This window comes from Acinetobacter geminorum (assembly GCF_013009345.1).
GTDB lineage: Bacteria > Pseudomonadota > Gammaproteobacteria > Pseudomonadales > Moraxellaceae > Acinetobacter > Acinetobacter geminorum.
Genome location: NZ_JABELE010000004.1, coordinates 214,774 through 232,323, shown reverse-complemented (window position 1 = coordinate 232,323; position 17,550 = coordinate 214,774). Strand labels below are relative to the sequence as shown.

The 17,550-nt window shown below is 35.5% G+C and carries 16 protein-coding genes, 1 other RNA gene and 1 pseudogene; 10 read left to right on the top strand and 8 right to left on the bottom strand.

Annotated features, from left to right (window positions below):
* Window positions 1-359 precede the first annotated feature (359 nt).
* Both HJG58_RS05750 and HJG58_RS05745 read left to right on the top strand, forming a co-directional pair.
* On the top strand, window positions 360-2,450 hold the full coding sequence (locus HJG58_RS05750) for a sensor domain-containing protein (RefSeq protein ID WP_170248222.1): 2,091 nt from the start codon (window positions 360-362) through the stop codon (window positions 2,448-2,450).
* 146 nt (window positions 2,451-2,596) lie between these two features.
* Window positions 2,597-3,040: a universal stress protein gene (locus tag HJG58_RS05745; RefSeq protein ID WP_170248221.1), complete on the top strand. Its 444-nt coding sequence runs from the start codon at window positions 2,597-2,599 to the stop codon at window positions 3,038-3,040.
* Between the two features lie 55 nt (window positions 3,041-3,095).
* Here HJG58_RS05745 and HJG58_RS05740 read toward each other — a convergent pair whose 3' ends face one another.
* Window positions 3,096-4,535, bottom strand: coding sequence for a glucose/sorbosone family PQQ-dependent dehydrogenase (locus tag HJG58_RS05740; protein WP_170248220.1), 1,440 nt, complete (start codon window positions 4,533-4,535; stop codon window positions 3,096-3,098).
* Window positions 4,536-4,944: 409 nt separating this feature from the next.
* Between HJG58_RS05740 and HJG58_RS05735 the strand changes: the two genes are divergently transcribed.
* Window positions 4,945-6,399 carry a SulP family inorganic anion transporter gene (locus HJG58_RS05735; protein ID WP_170248219.1) on the top strand — a complete coding sequence of 485 codons (1,455 nt, stop codon included), beginning with the start codon at window positions 4,945-4,947 and terminating at the stop codon, window positions 6,397-6,399.
* 41 nt (window positions 6,400-6,440) lie between these two features.
* On the opposite strand, the pseudogene HJG58_RS05730 reads toward HJG58_RS05735, so the two are convergent.
* The 5 genes and pseudogenes from HJG58_RS05730 to kynU all read right to left on the bottom strand — a co-directional run.
* Window positions 6,441-6,899, bottom strand: a pseudogene (locus HJG58_RS05730) (S8 family serine peptidase); the annotation flags it as partial.
* Between the two features lie 229 nt (window positions 6,900-7,128).
* On the bottom strand, window positions 7,129-7,410 hold the full coding sequence (locus tag HJG58_RS05725) for a ubiquitination-like system serine protease family protein (protein ID WP_170248218.1): 282 nt from the start codon (window positions 7,408-7,410) through the stop codon (window positions 7,129-7,131).
* Between the two features lie 601 nt (window positions 7,411-8,011).
* Window positions 8,012-8,758: an alpha/beta hydrolase gene (locus HJG58_RS05720; RefSeq protein ID WP_170248217.1), complete on the bottom strand. Its 747-nt coding sequence runs from the start codon at window positions 8,756-8,758 to the stop codon at window positions 8,012-8,014.
* Window positions 8,759-8,765: 7 nt separating this feature from the next.
* The gene (locus HJG58_RS05715) at window positions 8,766-10,172 is read right to left on the bottom strand and encodes an amino acid permease (protein ID WP_170248216.1); all 1,407 of its coding nucleotides are present in this window, start codon (window positions 10,170-10,172) and stop codon (window positions 8,766-8,768) included.
* Window positions 10,173-10,211: 39 nt separating this feature from the next.
* Window positions 10,212-11,462 carry a kynureninase gene (gene kynU, locus HJG58_RS05710; RefSeq protein WP_170248215.1) on the bottom strand — a complete coding sequence of 417 codons (1,251 nt, stop codon included), beginning with the start codon at window positions 11,460-11,462 and terminating at the stop codon, window positions 10,212-10,214.
* Window positions 11,463-11,609: 147 nt separating this feature from the next.
* Here kynU and gigD point away from each other — a divergent pair, with 147 nt between their 5' ends.
* Both gigD and HJG58_RS05700 read left to right on the top strand, forming a co-directional pair.
* Window positions 11,610-12,059 carry an Lrp/AsnC family transcriptional regulator GigD gene (gene gigD / locus HJG58_RS05705; protein ID WP_004791887.1) on the top strand — a complete coding sequence of 150 codons (450 nt, stop codon included), beginning with the start codon at window positions 11,610-11,612 and terminating at the stop codon, window positions 12,057-12,059.
* 29 nt (window positions 12,060-12,088) lie between these two features.
* Window positions 12,089-12,643 (top strand): GNAT family N-acetyltransferase, encoded by a 555-nt coding sequence (locus tag HJG58_RS05700; RefSeq protein WP_170248214.1) that lies wholly within the window; start codon window positions 12,089-12,091, stop codon window positions 12,641-12,643.
* Between the two features lie 19 nt (window positions 12,644-12,662).
* Here the strand turns inward: HJG58_RS05700 and HJG58_RS05695 are convergent, their stop codons facing one another.
* Window positions 12,663-12,956, bottom strand: a complete 294-nt coding sequence (locus tag HJG58_RS05695; RefSeq protein WP_023187860.1) for a hypothetical protein — start codon at window positions 12,954-12,956, stop codon at window positions 12,663-12,665.
* Window positions 12,957-13,379: 423 nt separating this feature from the next.
* On the opposite strand from HJG58_RS05695, the gene HJG58_RS05690 reads away from it, so the two are divergent.
* From HJG58_RS05690 to HJG58_RS05675, 4 genes are all read left to right on the top strand, one after another.
* Complete coding sequence (locus HJG58_RS05690) at window positions 13,380-14,066, top strand: HAD-IA family hydrolase (protein ID WP_216076520.1); 687 nt, start codon at window positions 13,380-13,382, stop codon at window positions 14,064-14,066.
* The gene (locus tag HJG58_RS05685; protein ID WP_005068915.1) at window positions 14,050-14,478 is read left to right on the top strand and encodes an RNA-binding S4 domain-containing protein; all 429 of its coding nucleotides are present in this window, start codon (window positions 14,050-14,052) and stop codon (window positions 14,476-14,478) included. Before HJG58_RS05690 ends, HJG58_RS05685 begins: the two co-directional genes overlap by 17 nt.
* Before the next feature lie 145 nt (window positions 14,479-14,623).
* Window positions 14,624-15,670, top strand: a complete 1,047-nt coding sequence (gene recA / locus HJG58_RS05680) for a recombinase RecA (RefSeq protein ID WP_002115680.1) — start codon at window positions 14,624-14,626, stop codon at window positions 15,668-15,670.
* Between the two features lie 59 nt (window positions 15,671-15,729).
* Window positions 15,730-16,212 (top strand): regulatory protein RecX, encoded by a 483-nt coding sequence (locus HJG58_RS05675; RefSeq protein ID WP_170248213.1) that lies wholly within the window; start codon window positions 15,730-15,732, stop codon window positions 16,210-16,212.
* A 13-nt stretch (window positions 16,213-16,225) separates the two neighbouring features.
* Here the strand turns inward: HJG58_RS05675 and ffs are convergent.
* Window positions 16,226-16,322, bottom strand: an RNA gene (ffs, locus tag HJG58_RS05670) — signal recognition particle sRNA small type.
* A gap of 314 nt (window positions 16,323-16,636) precedes the next feature.
* Between ffs and HJG58_RS05665 the strand changes: the two genes are divergently transcribed.
* Window positions 16,637-17,509 (top strand): YbgF trimerization domain-containing protein, encoded by an 873-nt coding sequence (locus tag HJG58_RS05665; RefSeq protein ID WP_170248212.1) that lies wholly within the window; start codon window positions 16,637-16,639, stop codon window positions 17,507-17,509.
* Window positions 17,510-17,550: the final 41 nt, after the last annotated feature.

The window sequence follows — 17,550 nt, the reverse complement described above, 5'->3', positions numbered from 1 at the left end:
ATCTCTTGAATTAAATAATTTTGCTGATTAATTTGATCAAATAAATTGTACGTTTTTTGATTTATGACGGAAGTCTATTTAGTTTCGTTAAAATAAATACATAAATATAATTATAAGTTTCTGTTTTAATAAGTTTTTTACAAAAATAAGCATAAATATTTTTTTACTTAACATGAATAAAAATCAATAAATAACAAAAACATAAATTAAATATTAAGTATATATTGGTTTTAATCTCCCAATTTTAGTTCAAAAAAAGCACACTTAAAATTTATTTATCGCTGTTTTGATTACTACAGAAAGATTACAATAACGACTAATAAATAGATTAATCAACTTGCAATCTTTCTAGGCATGTTATGACTTCAATGTCGAACAACACCCAAAAGCATTTTATTGTTGAGCAAATTCCTCTACCCACCTGGGTTAGTGATGAAAATGGCTTGATATTATATTGCAATGTAGAGTGTACAGAATATTGGCTGGATACCTTTTCTCCATTGCCTCAGCGATGGCTAGATTTTATATATCCTGTCGATTTAGATGAAGTCAAAAATAGATGGCTCGAAGCAATTCGCCTACAAAAAAGAATAGAATTTAAATGTCGACTTTTACAAGTTGAAAATGAATATAGATGGTGCAAACTCTCCATCCAAGCTTCTAAGTATCGCGGCCTATCTCAAAATAATGAATGGTATGTTAGCTTTTTAGATATTGATCACGATATTCAAGAACAACAAAACTTACAGAAGAACATTGAAATACAAAATCAAATGTTAGATATCAGTGTAGATTGCATTAAGGTGCTTAATGTAGACGGCACAGTTTCACATATGAATAAATCAGGATGCCTCGCTTTAGGCATCCCTGTTGATGAAACAGAATTTGGAATGAAATGGCTTGAGTTATTGCCACCTCACATTCGTAAACGCGGGCGGGTCGCTTTAAAAAAAGCCCTTCAAGGTAAAGTTGCCAGATTTGCAGGAATGAGCTGCTTACCAGATCAAGATCCTGAGTATTGGGATAATATGCTTACCCCTATTCATCGGGAAAATGGAGAAATCAGACAAATACTCTGTGTCTCACGTAATGTTACTCAACAGCATTTGGCAGAAAACCAACTTAGGAATATGAGTGAGAGAGATGAACTGACGGGGTTATGTAATCGACGCTCATTTAAATTTCAGCTTAAACGTACCCTTGCCTATTCAAAAGACACGCAAACAAGTGTGGGATTACTTTTAATTGACCTCGATCATTTTAAACATATTAATGATACTTTGGGTCATAGCGCAGGTGATCATTTATTAAAAGTTTTATCCAAACGCTTTAGTCATTGTATGGATGATGAAAGATGCTTTGTTGCCAGATTAGGTGGCGATGAGTTCGCAGTTATTATCAATAACCTCAAATCTGAAAACGATGTTCGTGAATTAGCAGCAATTTTACTGCAACAGTTAAATCAGCCAATTACTTATTTAGGAAATGTATTAAATGGTGGCATGAGCATTGGGTGTGCGATTTATCCCCAAGATGCTATAGACCAGTCAGGTTTACTTAGTTGTGCTGATATGGCATTGCATGACTTAAAAGCGCGTGGTCGTGGTGGTATCCGCATGTATGATCCGTGCATGATGCAAATGACTGAAACTGTCGCTTCTCAGCTTAATTTAGCTCGCCAGTTGATTCGTCATCATACAATCCAGCCATACTATCAACCTAAAGTAGACCTAAATACCCATCGTGTAGTGGGGTTTGAAGCTTTATTGCGCTGGCATACAACCTCAGCACAAAGAGGTTATCCCGCACAAATTGCTGAAGCTTTTAAAGATTATAATTTAGCGAGTAAAATTGGTGAAACAATGCAACACCAAGTTTTACGTGACATAGCCAAATGGATAAATCTTGGTATTAAGCCGCTCCCTGTTTCATTAAATGCGGCTCCAGTTGAATTCTTGAGAGACACCTATGCTGAAAGGCTTTTGAAAAAGATTAATCAATTTCAAATACCGACTCATTATATTGAAGTTGAGGTCACCGAACACATGCTAGGTGATCGTGGTTCAGAATATGTAATCCGTGCACTTAATAAATTAAAGCAACATGGTGTACGTATTGCACTCGACGACTTTGGTACTGGTTTTTCATCATTAACACATATTCGCGACTACCCAATTGACAGTTTAAAAGTAGATTGTAGTTTTATACAAAAGATGCAACACGACCCATCAATTTACGCGATTGTTCAGGCAATTGGTTTACTCGCTCCAAATTTATCACTTGGACTCATCGCAGAAGGAATTGAAACTCCAGAACAAGAAGAGTTACTTCGTCAATTTGGATATAGCATTGGTCAAGGCTTCTTATTTGAATCGGCTATAGATGCCAATCAAGTCATTTCAATACTTAAACAGAATCAACCTTACTTAGTAAGCCATTACAATCCCTGAAGATAAAACATTTAATAAACTTTCTGGCTTTTATTCATACTAAAAATAAACAATATTACTTTTAAAATTGTTCATAATATAAGCACAAAGATAATAATTCGGTGTTTCCACACCATACATTGTCAAAGGACAATAAGGAGCAATATATGAGTTATCACCATATCTTGGTTCCAGTCGATGGCTCTCCTACTTCACTCATTGCTGTTAATCACGCAACAGCAATTGCTAAAGCCTTTGGTAGTAAAGTGACTCTAGTATATGCGCTGACCATAGATCCTTTCATTTCTGTAGAATTTATTGATAGTACAGAATTAGCACAGGATTATTTTAATAAAGCTAAAGCATCTATTCAGAGTATTCTAGACGAGGCTAAAGAACAATTTAGCAAACATGGAATTTCTGTTGATACAAAAATTGTTGAAGGTCAAACAATTCATACAGAAATTATTAAAGCAGCTACTGAGTTAAAAGCAGACTTGTTAGTCATTGGTTCTCATGGTCGAAAAGGCTTTAAAAAATTCTTCTTAGGAAGTGTCACTCAAGCCCTTTTAGGAGAAATTCATTTACCAGTATTAGTCGTAACAGAATAGTTTTACTGAAGCTAAAAAAACCGATCTTTATAGATCGGTTTTTTAATGGACTGTATTACTTAGCCTTATATGTAAACTTAATGAGAGATCCTGGATTCTCTAATGTATTTGTTACGGAGCCATCATCTTTTTGAACATTCCCAGCTGTATCCGTCAACACGTATAAAACATTCCCGTCTGGACTCGCAATCACATCACGATAGCGGTTATTGCTTTTAAACATCGGCACCGCATCATCATAAGTAGTACTGTAAGTTGGATCTAGCTTAATACGGAAAATAACACCGCGTTTTAGAGATGGAACCAATAATGTATTTTCCCAACCAGAAATTGCTTTTTTGCCGCCTTTATAGACATAGGCAGATGACGGCGCAACTGTTGGCCAACAAATATAGGTCATCTCTCCACAAGTTGGATCGTTATAGTTGTAGGTGTCTTGAACGGTATATAAAGTTTTTAATGGTGGGACAAAGTTTTTACCAGTCCATTCAGATTCTTTCGTCACAGGAACCCCTGCGGCTACTTTTACTCCGTTCTGAGCTAAATCCTTAATTGACTTATTGGCTGCTGTTGAATAATTTGCATAAGCATAGCCGCTATCGTCTTTATAACCAGCTACGTTCGGCCAACCATAGTTGCCACCTTTGACAATGAGATTAATTTCATCGTCAGAGTTTGGACCTTGTTCAGACTGCAACAATTTACCATTTGGAGTGAATGCTAAGCCCTGCGGATTACGATGCCCGAGTGTATAGATATGGCTAACCACTCCATTAAAACTTGGATTATCTTTTGGAATACTTCCATCAAGATTTAAGCGTAGTACTTTACCCATGTAGGTGTGATAGTCCTTGCCATTCAGCTCTTGTTGAGTCGGCGTATGTTGTGCTTGATTTGGCAAGAACAAATAAGCAAGCTGGTTACGCCCTTGGTCACCAATCGTATAATAAATCTTTTGATCTGGACCAATGACAAGACGACCAGACTGATGGTCTTTCGATGATGGTAATCCTGCCAATAAATCTACTGGCTTCTCAAGCGTATCTGTTGACTTATTATAGGTATATCGACGAATAATAGTTTGATTCGGTAGCTCTTTATCTGTAGATTTCGGATTTTTAAATGTACCTGAAATGTAGATATAAGGATTATTTTTAAAATCCGGATGGAAAGCAAAGCCTAATAAACCATTTTGTCCATCAGCATCATTGACAATCTCTGGCACCTGAAAAACTGTCTTTACACTGCCCGACTCAGGATTAACTCTTAAAATCTTGCCTGTTGCCCGCTCAGTTAACCAAATTTGATTATCAGGCCCCCATAACAAAGCATGTGGCTTATTTAAATTAGATAGAATAACTTTCTTGTCAAAGTTTTCTGTTTTCGCCTTAGCGAATTGAGATGGAGTAAGAGGAACATCAGCAAATGCTGAATTGAGAGTAACTAACTGAGCGGCGCTTAATAAAGCAATTTTTGCCAGTAAATGTTTATTCATGAGTCCACCTTATAAAATTGTCAAAATTTTCCGAGAATTTTTAAACCTTTACGGATTGGTTTATACAAGTTCTCTATATGATTTGTATTATGATGAATAGCAGAACTATTAAAATCCAAATTTATGAAAGGCTCTGTTGCATAAAAGTAGCTATGCAATTTGTGTAACTAGCATTTTTAAATATCTTTAAGCTTAGTAGAATTAGGTTAGTCAACCTTAAAAACTTATGTTATTCTTCGGGCACTTTTAAATGCCTCAAATCTCTATACCTATGACACTTACGCCACCTTAAGTTTATTTACTCGTCTCATCCGTAAATAACTCATCACTGTTTAGTGATGTGGTGTAGTCGCTTGTGTTGGTATATCACATCACTAGCCTTTTAAATTTAGAACTTAGGCTATTTCTCATGTTATCCAATGTCCGAGAACAATGGTTCTCTAATGTCCGTTCAGATATTCTTTCTGGTCTTGTTGTTGGTCTTGCTTTAATTCCAGAAGCAATTGCATTTTCAATTATTGCGGGTGTAGATCCAAAAGTCGGTTTATATGCCTCTTTTTGTATTGCCGTTATTATCTCTTTCGTAGGCGGTCGTCCGGCTATGATTTCGGCAGCTACGGGTGCCATGGCGTTGGTTATGACAACGCTCGTAAAGGACCACGGGCTTCAATACTTATTTGCAGCGACAGTATTAACTGGCGTCATACAGATTTTGGCCGGATATTTCAAACTTGCCAAACTCATGCGCTTTGTTTCCAAATCAGTGGTCATTGGATTTGTTAATGCACTCGCTATTCTCATTTTTATGGCCCAATTACCGGAATTAATAAGCGTTACATGGCATGTCTACTTACTAGTAGCAATTGGTTTAGGAATTATTTATCTTTTCCCCTATATTCCAAAAATTGGAAAGTTCTTTCCCTCACCCCTTATTTGTATTGTAGTAGTCACATTACTCGCTATTTTTTTAGGGTTTGATGTTCGAACGGTTGGTGATATGGGTTCATTACCAGACACTTTGCCAATATTTCTGATTCCTAATATTCCTTTTAATTTAGAAACTCTTATTATTATTCTTCCATATTCTTTAGCGCTGGCTGCAGTTGGCCTACTTGAATCCATGATGACTGCAACAATTGTTGATGAAATGACAGATACTTCTAGCGATAAATTTCAAGAATGTAAAGGTCAAGGTATTGCTAATATCGCTTCAGGTTTCATGGGGGGTATGGCTGGTTGTGCCATGATTGGTCAATCAATGATTAATGTAAAATCTGGTGGCCGTACACGTTTATCCACTTTTTGCGCAGGAATATTCTTACTTATTCTAGTTGTGTTTTTAAGTGACTGGTTAAAGGTTATTCCTATGGCTGCTTTGGTTGCGGTCATGATTATGGTATCGATCAGTACTTTTGAGTGGAGCTCTCTAGCACAATTTAAAAATAATCCTAAAAGTAGTAATGTCGTTATGATCACTACCGTTATTGTAGTGGTTGCGACCCACAACTTAGCGTTAGGCGTATTAACTGGCGTATTACTTTCAGCACTTTTCTTAGCAAATAAACTGGAAAATGATATTCGTATAGAAACTTCATTTGAAGATCAAGCTCGTCTATACGAATTAAGAGGCCAAATATTTTTTAGTTCTTCTGAAAAATTTATGCAAAGTTTTAACTTTAACGAAGATGCTAAAGAAGTCATTATTGATCTTACCCACTCACATATTTGGGATGTGACTTCAGTTGCGATGCTAGATTCAGTAGTGAATAAATTTCAAAAAAACGGTATTAAGGTAACGGTTCGCGGTTTAAATGAAGCCAGCTCAATCATGATTGATAAATACGGTACTCATGCAAAAATCTAAAAAAGGTCCTTCGGGACCTTTTCTAATTTAAATAACTGCTTTTACTGAGGAGATTTATATAACAACCGATTTGGGCTACCAGAAGGATTTTTTACAACATTACTACTTGCTTGATTTAAAAGATTGGTCGAGATTGTCTGAGGCGTTGCAGTGGGCGTACTTTGCAACATTTCAGCTACGACACCGACAACATGTGGAGCTGCCATTGAAGTTCCATTCAAAACTTTAGTTGCTGTATTACTCCCAATCCAAGAAGAGTTAATCTGGCTTCCAGGCGAAAAAATATCAACACAACTTCCATAATTAGAATAACTAGCTCGAGTATCTGTACTATCTGTAGCAGCAACAGTAATTGCCTTACTTACTCTGGCTGGTGAAGTACTACAAGCATCTGTATTCGAGTTTCCTGCAGCCACAACCATTACGTAACCATTATTAAATAAATTTTCTACTGCACTATCTAAAGATGTGTTTGCTTCACCACCTAAAGACATATTCACTTGTATTAAAGCTTCTTAAAAACTTCAAGATATCCATAAATAAAATATAAACAGTGAATTATAAAAATTCTTGCAAATTTCAATACTAGCTTCAACTAAAATAAATTTACCATTTCTTTAACTATATGTATTCAGTATCAAATATGTAAAGATATATTGCAAAAATATGTGATAATCAAGGAAATGTACAGTCTTTTAAATAGCCATAATTAATAAATACCAAAATCAATTATATTCTATATTTTTTTAATTTTAGTTCTGGCAGCTCAACCTTACACCCAGCTAAATGATGCCTACAATTAATGCTATATTCGATAAAGCCATCTTTAATAAAGTAATTACAACATTCATTTATACTTATGATGGGATCAAATGTCGGTTTTTCCAAGTGACCATTAAAAAACCATTGGTTGCCGTTAGAGAAAGGATAATGTACAGGAATATAATGAAGATATCCGCAAACAGGACACATATGTTTATACATGCCTCCTTCGAAATACTGTACTTTCATCAACACTCCTTTAAAAATAAAAAAGACAACTCACAAGAGCCGACTAAACCAATTATTTGCAGATGATATATATTATTAAACTATACGCCATAGCCTTCTCTTTTTATTTTTCTGTGTTTAATTTATCTAACCTATATGACAAATTCATGAAGTTCTGAGCGTAATCTCACACTCTGTCAGTTTGGTAAAATATATTTTATATAATCCATTAATTAAATGATAATTCCAGTTAAATAATGAAAAGTAAATACTATTTTTTTATTTAACAGAGGGCTATGTGATTAATTTATTTGAATAATTAAATAGATATTACCGCCATATCCAAGAATAAAATTCGCTTTATATTATTGTTTTTAAAAGTCAAATAAAAAAGTCCGTATCTTGGGAAGCTACGGACTTGAAACTCAACTAAACAACAGCTAAACATTTTGCCGCTTAGTGAGAAAGCACTATCTTTTCAATCTAATTAAGTTCTATAGTCAGGTCAATAAGAACACTTAATTTTTATAAAAATCAGGTTGAGTTGTGATTGATCTCACATTTTATCTTCTAATAAGTTTAATCTGTTTTTCTTTACTCAATTACATTCTATTTCAAACAATTAAATTAAAATATTATTAAAGTAATGATTTAAAATAGAATAATGGTTAACTCCAGAAATAAGCTTGAAAGAAACAAAATCCTGATCTTGCCTTTTCTTCATTTCAAAATAATTTTGGCTTTGCCATTTCAACTCATCAAGTTCGAGTTCACCACAGAAAATTGAACATGGAGTAGTAACTCGTTTTGACTGGTGAACAGGGCTATATTTTAAGATATCTTCGCTTGAAAGCGTGAGAGCATGATTTAAATGGGTACTTTGTATAGGTTCCAGATCATAAATTCCACTTAACAAAACCATCTCAGATATCAGTGGATGACCTAAGAACAAGGCTGCTAGATGTGCTCCTGCCGAATGCCCAACTAAAACTACCTCATCAGTTTTCCAGTCTTGCTCTCGAATAAAATCGAGAGCTTGATTAACTTGAGAAGCAATATCTGAAATTTTACTTTGTGGTGCCAAATCATATTCTAAAAGAACACACTGGGCTCCTTTTGCTAGAACATACAGTACGATGAATCCAAAATCTGATTTATCACACCATTGCCAATATCCACCATGAATAAAAATAACAGTCTTTTTGGCTTGTTCTAATGGGAATAAATCTAAAGTTGACCTTGGGTGCGTCCCATATTGAATATCTGCGATATGGGTAAATTTTTGATAGCTCAACAAGCTTGTTCTTTTAAATTCTGCCAATATTTCATGTTCATTCGCTACGGTTCTAGAATTATCATATGGTCGCATAGGTCTCTCACTTCAAAGATTCTTCATGACTATTTAAAGCAAGCTTGGCTGATGAACGTTTGAAATAATAGAAAAATGTAAGAACAACAACTAATGGGACTCCAAACTGTAAAGTTGACTTAAATTCATTGGTAAACCACGTTGTGATAGTAATACTCAAAATTGCGATTAATCCCAACAGTGAAATTAACTGGCTCGCTGGAACCTTAAATTTTAACTGTTCTCCTTTTCGTGCCATATTCCTTCTAAAAAACATATGGGTAACAAAAATACTGCCCCATGTGAACAACGCACCAAACATAGATAAAGCAATCATGATCGGGAAAGCAGAAGCTGGGTTAATCGTATAAACAATACTCGCGACTCCAATACCTACTGCTGACAATAACAATGCATTAATTGGTACACCATTATGACTAATACGGCCAAATAGTTTTGGTGCATCACCAGCTCGTGACAAGCTAAATAGCATACGTGTTGAGATATACAACATACTATTCATGGCTGATAAGGCCGCGACAATTACAATAAAATTTAAAATACTGTCCGCATATGGAATGCCTACAATTTTCATCACCATCACAAAAGGGCTGGTCGCGTCGGCTCCAATTAAAGTTGACCAAGGAACAAGTGCCACAATAAGAAATAAAGACAGTAAATAAAATAGAATTAAGCGAATCGCAGTACTTTTAAAAGCTTTCTTAACAGCTCTTTCCGGATCTTTAGCCTCACCTGCCGCAACAGCGATCATTTCAATACTTAAATAACTAAATATTGAAATGATTACCCCAATCCAGACTCCACTAAAACCATGAGGGAAAAATCCTCCATGCTCGGTTAAATTAGAAAGAACCTGATCTGTGCCCCCATGACTTTGGGTCAAAATACCAATTGCTAAAAGAATAAATACAATAATTGCAAAGACTTTTATGGTCGAAAACCAATATTCAACTAATCCAAAAGCTTTAACACTATAGGCATTAACAACGAGTAAAGTTAGCGAGAAAAAGGCAATCCAGACCCAAGAACCTACATGTGGAAACCATAATTTCATATAGTCAGCAACTGCTGTAATTTCTGTACCGACCGCTAATACAATACACGCCCAATAACAATAACGGACTAAAAAACCCGCAAGAGGACTTACATAATGCTCAGCATATGCTCCAAATGAGCCTGATGTAGGATGCTGAACCGTCATCTCAGCCAAACAAGCCATAATAGCAAATGCGATTAAGCCTCCAATGGCATAACTCACAATGACGGCTGGGCCAGCAAAGCTAATTGCAAACTTGCTTCCCATGAACAGCCCTGTACCAATCGCTCCACCAATTGCAATCATTCCCATCTGTTTTGCGGATAATTTTTTATGTAAACCCGCTTCTCGATTTTGTATTTCATCAAAACTGCTCATAGGCCCTCCTAGCCATTTTCTAATGTTGATCTTTAACGATCAGGTCACTTCACTACGCACCAGATAACGCTCATTTTTCCATTCACTATTCAGCATGATTTGCTTAAGTTGTTGTACGGCATTCCAAATATCTTCAAACCCTAAATATAAAGGTGTAATTCCAAAACGTAATACCTCCGGCTCTCGATAATCCCCAATCACACCACGAGCAATCAGCGCTTGAATAATTTCATAACCGAACTCATGTCTATAACTGACATGACTACCACGATATTTATGATTTAAAGGTGTAATCAGTTCAAAACCAAACTGGGCACACTCTTGTTGAACAAGTTGAATAAACAAATCAGTTAATTTGAGCGATTTCTCGCGTATTTGTTGCATATCAGCTTGTAAGAAAATATCGACACCACATTCGATTAGACTCATAGAAATAATGGGTTGAGTTCCGCACAAGTAACGGCGAATACTGTTAGCTGGTTCATAATGCTGAGCCATATCAAATGGTTTTTTGTGGCTCCACCAGCCTGAGAGAGGTTGCCAGAACTGATCACGATGCTTTCGATTTACCCATAACAACGCTGGAGAACCTGGGCCACCATTTAAATATTTATAAGTACAACCGATGGCAAAATCACTATTGCTCTGATTAAGATCCATAGACACCGCACCAACTGAGTGACATAAATCCCAAATAATCAAAGCATCTTTAACGTGAATTTGTTGATTCATAGATTCCATATCATAGAAATATCCAGTCCGATAATTCACATGAGAAAGAACAACTACTGCTACATCTTTTTCTAAAACACGAGATAAATCATCTGCACCATCAATTAACTCAACTTGATAGCCCTGATGAATCAAATCTATAAAACCTTCAATAATATAAATATCGGTTGGGAAAGCATCTTTTTCTGCAACAATAATTTTACGGTCTGGAAATTTTTCAGCTTGAATTTTTACCGCTGCTGATAAAACTTTGAATAAATTTAATGTTGTGGAATCTGAAATAACGACTTCCCCTTTTTCAGCACCGATAAGCTGCGCGACTTTATCTCCGAGTCTAGTCGGTAAGCCCCACCAATCTGCTTTATTCCAACTATTAATAAGATCCTCACCCCACTCTTTGGCAATAATATGCTGAGCAACCTCTAATGATTTTTTTGGTCTTGCACCCAAAGAATTACCATCTAAATAAATGACATTTTCTGGTAGTGCAAATTCATCTTTAAACTTTTTGAGTTCATCTTCCTGATCCCAATAGAGGCATTGTTCATGAGTAATCATTTGTTATTTCACCTATTTTCAACATTTCCTTTGTATTTGAATTTTATCATGCCAATTCTTTCGATTTATTCGATAATATTTGATTAAAATTTGCTATTTTCGTATAAAATTCGAATTAAAATTAAAAAACATGGATGAAATTCGAAAATGAATGTAGATGCAATTGATCTTAAAATTTTGAAGTACTTACAAGATAATGCTCGGTTAAGTAACCAAGAACTGGCCGATCTCGTTAACCTTTCGGCTTCAGCTTGTCATCGGCGAGTTAAAATTTTAGAAAGCAATGGTGTAATTGAAAAATATCAAGCGAAAGTTAACTATGAAAAACTAGGTATAAAAATTGAGGCAATAGTCGAAATAAAGCTTGCCCAACTCACAGAAAATGATCACAACTTCTTTTTAAGCCAGATCAAAAATTTTGATGAAGTCATTAATGCATATATTATTACTGGTGAATCTAATTATGTTTTACACGTTGCGACCAAAGATTTGAGTTCTTTTTCTCATTTCGTCATTAATACCTTAAATAAAATAAAAGGTGTAGTGAGTATCAATTCCAAGATCATTTTACAAAAGATTGTGCAAAAACCACTTTGATCCCTTATTTTTAATTAAAGAGACATCTCATGATCGAAACAAAGCGTTTAATTTTAAGACAGTGGAAAGAAAGTGATGTTGAGCCTTTTATAACAATGGGCTTAGATCAAGATGTTATGCAATTTTTCCCAAATCTATTAACACCCCAAGAAAGCCATAATTTAATTCAAAAAATTTCATCTCTCATTAATGAAAATGGTTGGGGTTTCTGGGCAGTAGAATTAAAAGAAACTCATCAATTTATCGGGTTTATTGGCTTACATAGTCAACCTGAACAATTTGACTTCTCTCCATGTGTGGAAATTGGGTGGCGACTTGCAAAAGAATTCTGGAAACAAGGTTATGCAACTGAAGGAGCAAAAGCAGTTTTAGACTATGGTTTTAATGTACTGAAGTTAGATAAGATCGTTTCATTTACCGCTAATATAAATACACCCTCTCAAGCTGTCATGGAAAGACTTGGAATGCACAAAGTTAAAAACTTTGATCATCCCAAGGTTCCTTTCCATCACCACCTAAAAGCACATGTGTTATATGAAATTACGAGCTCTTCATTTAATTTTTGCTTAAAGTTAAAATTTTAAATTATTAATAAAAATTTTCTTAATCATCGAAATCATAGCCAACAGATGTAGAGCACTCCCAATACTCATGGATTTTACTCGCGATATCATCTTTTCCCATTGTAGTGAGTACATAAAAGAGTTTAGCCTCTTTATTTTTTCTTAGTATTAAGAGGTTGTAGTAATCATACTCAGGCCCATTAAGACCTAATGTTGGCTGTGCTTCACAGTGCTTTTCTGCTTTGTAATGCCATTCAAGCTTATAAGTATCAAGACCATCAGCAGCATTGATTACAATACCGTCATTGGCTCCGCCAATAAATCCAATTTTCATTGCTTTCTCTAAATTCTTATTAAGGTTAATTTTAAATATAACTTTAAACAAGTATCCTTCAATTTATAAAATGTATGTCAATACATATCCTATGTAAGCAAAATTAACCATAAATATAGATGACTTTTAAGATTTCTTAATTGCAAAACTTTGGCTGCCTATTTTTACTTTAAACACAGGAAAAGTTTTCTATTAAAAAGCATTTATTATTGTTTTTTGTTTGCAAAATTACACGCTATAATTTTCAAATCATTTATCCTCCCTACCCATCACATTAATCAAAACACCTTTTGAAAGAATTAATGGGTGGAGTTTTAAATTAATTTTATATCTCGAAGTTTCTTTAATTAATGATTTTAAAAAGGATATATGGTAGATGTGTCTTAAAAAATTTGCTTTAAATGATTTTGGAGATATTTAGATATGTCTAAAATCGTAATGTTTGACATGGATGGTACGCTATTAGATCTCGCTTTTGATGATTTCATTTGGAATGAATGTCTTCCCAAGCGACATGCAGAGATACATCAACTTCCACTCGACCATAGCCAAAAAACACTATATCAGTTTTATCAATCACATAGACATACGCTTGTTTGGTATTCATCAGCTTATTGGACCAAAACTGTAGGCGTTGATGTACTCAAATTACAGCAAGAATTTCAGACAAAAATTCAAGCTCGCTCAGGTTGTATTCAGCTTCTGCAGGAACTGAAAGAACAAGGATATAGTTGTTGGTTAGTTACAAATGCTGACCGTGCAAGCTTGCGCCTAAAGCTCGATAATATTGCAATTGAACACTTCTTTGACGTAATTGTATCGAGTGAACAAATTGGTTATGCAAAAGAAGATATTCATTTTTGGCAAGATCTCCAAAAATTACAACCTTTCGATCCAGACGCAACCATTTTTATTGACGATACAACTCCTGTACTCAAAACAGCAGAAAAATTTGGTATCAAACACTTGTTTACTATCTTGCAGCCCTCAAGTCTAAAGAATGCAAGAAAGCATGAAGATTTAGAATATAAAGCACTAGATCGACTTACAGAATTGCTGTCTATTTTGAATCAAATTGATAGAAAGGATAATGATGTCAAAATCGCTTGAAAACGATGCTGTAGAGACCATGCGTATCGACAAATGGTTATGGGCTGCTCGTTTTTTTAAAACTCGTTCAATTGCTAAAGCAGCAATCGAAGGAGGTAAAGTACATCACAATAATGAGCGTGTAAAAGTTTCCAAAGAAATTCGTGTTGGAATGGAACTGATTATTCAACAAGGTTTTGATAAAAAAACCGTTGTCGTAAAAGCGCTTTCGAACACACGTGGTCCAGCACCAGTTGCCCAGCAACTTTATGAAGAAACAGAAGTAAGCATTGCTAGACGGGAGTTGATTGCATCCCAACGAAAATTGCATAATCTTGCTCGACCTGATCATAGACCGAGTAAAAAGGATCGTAGACAGATTAATCGGTTTAAACAGGACAATGATCAGCACTGGTCGTATGGTGATGAATAAAAACGTCGAGTTGTGTCGCACACACACAGACAACACATAGAAGCTATAGAAAAAATCTGTCACTATTAGCCCTGTGAAACAAGTTGAGATTCAATGCATCCACTTGGGTTAAACGTGATGAACTTAGAGTATTGAGGTTTTTGAGATGGATGAGAATAAAAGCAAAGCATTACAAGCCGCGCTAAGTCAAATTGAGAAACAATTTGGCAAAAATACGGTGATGCGTCTCGGTGACAACACTGTTCAAGCAGTTGAAGCTGTATCTACAGGTTCTTTGACTTTAGATATTGCATTGGGGATTGGCGGTTTACCGAAAGGTCGTATCGTTGAGATTTATGGTCCAGAATCTTCTGGTAAAACCACAATGACTCTCCAAGCGATTGCACAATGTCAAAAAGCTGGTGGTACTTGTGCATTTATCGATGCAGAACATGCATTAGATCCACAATATGCACGTAAGCTGGGCGTGGACATTGATAATCTACTTGTATCGCAACCTGATAACGGTGAACAGGCTCTCGAGATTGCAGACATGCTAGTTCGCTCTGGTGCAATTGATTTAATCGTTGTCGACTCAGTTGCTGCTCTTACTCCTAAAGCAGAAATTGAAGGCGAAATGGGTGACTCTCACATGGGCTTACAAGCTCGCCTAATGAGTCAGGCACTACGTAAAATTACGGGTAACGCTAAACGCTCGAACTGTATGGTTATTTTCATTAACCAGATCCGTATGAAAATTGGTGTAATGTTTGGTAGCCCTGAGACTACGACTGGTGGTAACGCATTGAAGTTCTATGCTTCTGTACGTTTAGATATCCGCCGTATTGGTCAAGTCAAAGAAGGTGATGAAATCATCGGCTCTGAAACTCGAGTTAAAGTTGTTAAAAATAAAATGGCTCCTCCATTTAAAGAAGCTATTTTTCAAATCTTGTACGGTAAAGGTACAAACCAGCTTGGCGAACTTGTAGATTTAGCTGTACAACAAGATATCGTGCAAAAAGCAGGTGCTTGGTATTCGTATCAAGGCAATAAAATTGGTCAGGGTAAAAACAACGTTATTCGCCACTTTGAAGAAAATCCTCAAATGGCTGGAGAAATTGAAAAAATTATCCGTGAACAACTGCTAACTACGGGTACTAATGGTGCTGTACAGGTGGAAGATGAAGAAGAAGATCTTCTATTAGAGTCTTAATTATCGCTTATAAGTCTTAAAACGCCCTTCGGGGCGTTTTTTACAAGGAAATATTAAATATGTTCAAAAGAACAGAAGAACAGTCCCAACAACGCGCTTTGCTTACAGGTCAACGTTTGCGCTCATATGCTTTTGCTTTATTGACTCGTCGAGACTATTCGAAAGCAGAACTTATCGAGAAATTGAATCGTTATGCACAAAACCCTGAAGAGGTTAAGCAACTTGTTGAAGAGTTATCTGAGCAAAACTATCAAAGTGACCAACGCGTTGCAGAACTAACATTGGCTAGCCAAATTCGCAAAGGTAAAGGCCCAAAACATATTAAACAAGCTTTAAAAACAAAACAAATCGAAAATGATTTAATTGCAGATGAAATTCATAACATTGATTGGGTAGAACAGGCTTATCAGCTTAAAGTTAAAAAATTTGGTGAAGAAGTAGAAAAAGATCCTAAACTTAAAGCAAAACAGATGAGATTTTTACAGTATAGAGGATTTGATTTAGATGTAATTATGAAGGCAATCCAACGAAGATCGGATTAGAAGATGGTGGCAACCCCACTAGCAAAACTTCGGCACATCATAGATCTGCTACCGTTGCTACCTTCCGGTCCTGGCGGGGTTCACAGAGTACAATTGCGAAGCCACCAGCGGGGCTACCATTGCAAAACAGAGTATAGAGATTTTTAAAAGAGTTGCAAGCCTTCTTCTCAATTTTAAGCAAGTTTATGTTTCAATTGATTAATTCATCGTCAAAAACATATAAATTCCTAGAATCTCTTATCTTATATTCTTTCTTGATACTTATTTTGAATAAAATATGCTTGAAGATTGTAAACTATTCTTGCATTTATATTGTTAGCTGTTTTAATTGCAGTGATCAATTAAAACCTTAGATAGCTAATGTGAATAGTTTACATATTCCCTTGTCAAGTTAGCTTTTACATAAAATTATGGACCTATACTCATGCGATTGATGAAGCATTCTTTATTATTTATTGCCTTAATGAGCACTACTTCTCTCTATGCCAATATTCCAATTGAATCGCGCGGTTTAAGTCAAAGTGGTGGTAGCTCAACTAACACTTCATCGAATAACGCTTCAGTCCCTAGTAATCTAAATTGGGAATTGATGCAAAAAAACCAACAATTAGAAAATGATATACGCACCTTGCGCGGTCAGTTAGAAGAACAATCGAATGATATTGAACAATTGAAAAAAGAGTTATCTAATCGCTATACTGATTTAGACCAGCGTTTGGAATTACTTAATCAAAAAGTAGATCCTGAAAGTGCAACACCAGACAATACAAATAATAGTGATGCTACAGCTACTGGAAGCTCAGAAGCTCCACCTACCGACAATAAAGCAACAAGTACTACAACTTCTGCAAGTCAAGTTACTTCCCCCTCACAAACGCAAGTAACACAACCAGCTTCACCGCCTGCTACACAAAATCAATCGAACCCTGTAGAACTTGAAAAAGCAGCTTATACTGTTGCTTTAGATGCCTATAAACAAGGTGGAGCAAAAAAAGCGATTGCTCCAATGCAAAACTTTATCAAAAATCATCCTAATAGCGTTTATACAGGGAATGCCTATTTTTGGTTAGCCGAGTTTAATTTAGCAACTGATCCTGTAAATTATAATGAAGCTAAAAAGAACTATAATGTAGTCGCTACGCAATATCCAAATTCTAGTAAAGCTCCCCGTGCGCTTTATCAACTCTACAGTATTGCCAATGATGTCGATAAAAACACTGTATCAGCAAACCAATATAAAGCTAAAATCTTAAGTCAGTATCCAAAATCGGAAGAAGCCAAATTTTTTAATAAATAAAAGTTTTTAAGAAAAAAAGACACCGCAGATTGCGGTGTCTT

Coding starts and splice junctions, on each gene's coding strand:
- HJG58_RS05735 (WP_170248219.1), top strand. CDS start 4,945: ATGTTATCCAATGTCCGAGAACAATGGTTCTCTAATGTCCGTTCAGAT.
- gigD (WP_004791887.1), top strand. CDS start 11,610: ATGAATGTAGATGCAATTGATCTTAAAATTTTGAAGTACTTACAAGAT.
- HJG58_RS05700 (WP_170248214.1), top strand. CDS start 12,089: ATGATCGAAACAAAGCGTTTAATTTTAAGACAGTGGAAAGAAAGTGAT.
- recA (WP_002115680.1), top strand. CDS start 14,624: ATGGATGAGAATAAAAGCAAAGCATTACAAGCCGCGCTAAGTCAAATT.
- HJG58_RS05685 (WP_005068915.1), top strand. CDS start 14,050: ATGTCAAAATCGCTTGAAAACGATGCTGTAGAGACCATGCGTATCGAC.
- HJG58_RS05695 (WP_023187860.1), bottom strand. CDS start 12,956: ATGAAAATTGGATTTATTGGCGGAGCCAATGACGGTATTGTAATCAAT.
- HJG58_RS05720 (WP_170248217.1), bottom strand. CDS start 8,758: ATGCGACCATATGATAATTCTAGAACCGTAGCGAATGAACATGAAATA.
- kynU (WP_170248215.1), bottom strand. CDS start 11,462: ATGATTACTCATGAACAATGCCTCTATTGGGATCAGGAAGATGAACTC.
- HJG58_RS05725 (WP_170248218.1), bottom strand. CDS start 7,410: ATGAAAGTACAGTATTTCGAAGGAGGCATGTATAAACATATGTGTCCT.
- HJG58_RS05715 (WP_170248216.1), bottom strand. CDS start 10,172: ATGAGCAGTTTTGATGAAATACAAAATCGAGAAGCGGGTTTACATAAA.
- HJG58_RS05665 (WP_170248212.1), top strand. CDS start 16,637: ATGCGATTGATGAAGCATTCTTTATTATTTATTGCCTTAATGAGCACT.
- HJG58_RS05750 (WP_170248222.1), top strand. CDS start 360: ATGACTTCAATGTCGAACAACACCCAAAAGCATTTTATTGTTGAGCAA.
- HJG58_RS05690 (WP_216076520.1), top strand. CDS start 13,380: ATGTCTAAAATCGTAATGTTTGACATGGATGGTACGCTATTAGATCTC.
- HJG58_RS05745 (WP_170248221.1), top strand. CDS start 2,597: ATGAGTTATCACCATATCTTGGTTCCAGTCGATGGCTCTCCTACTTCA.
- HJG58_RS05740 (WP_170248220.1), bottom strand. CDS start 4,535: ATGAATAAACATTTACTGGCAAAAATTGCTTTATTAAGCGCCGCTCAG.
- HJG58_RS05675 (WP_170248213.1), top strand. CDS start 15,730: ATGTTCAAAAGAACAGAAGAACAGTCCCAACAACGCGCTTTGCTTACA.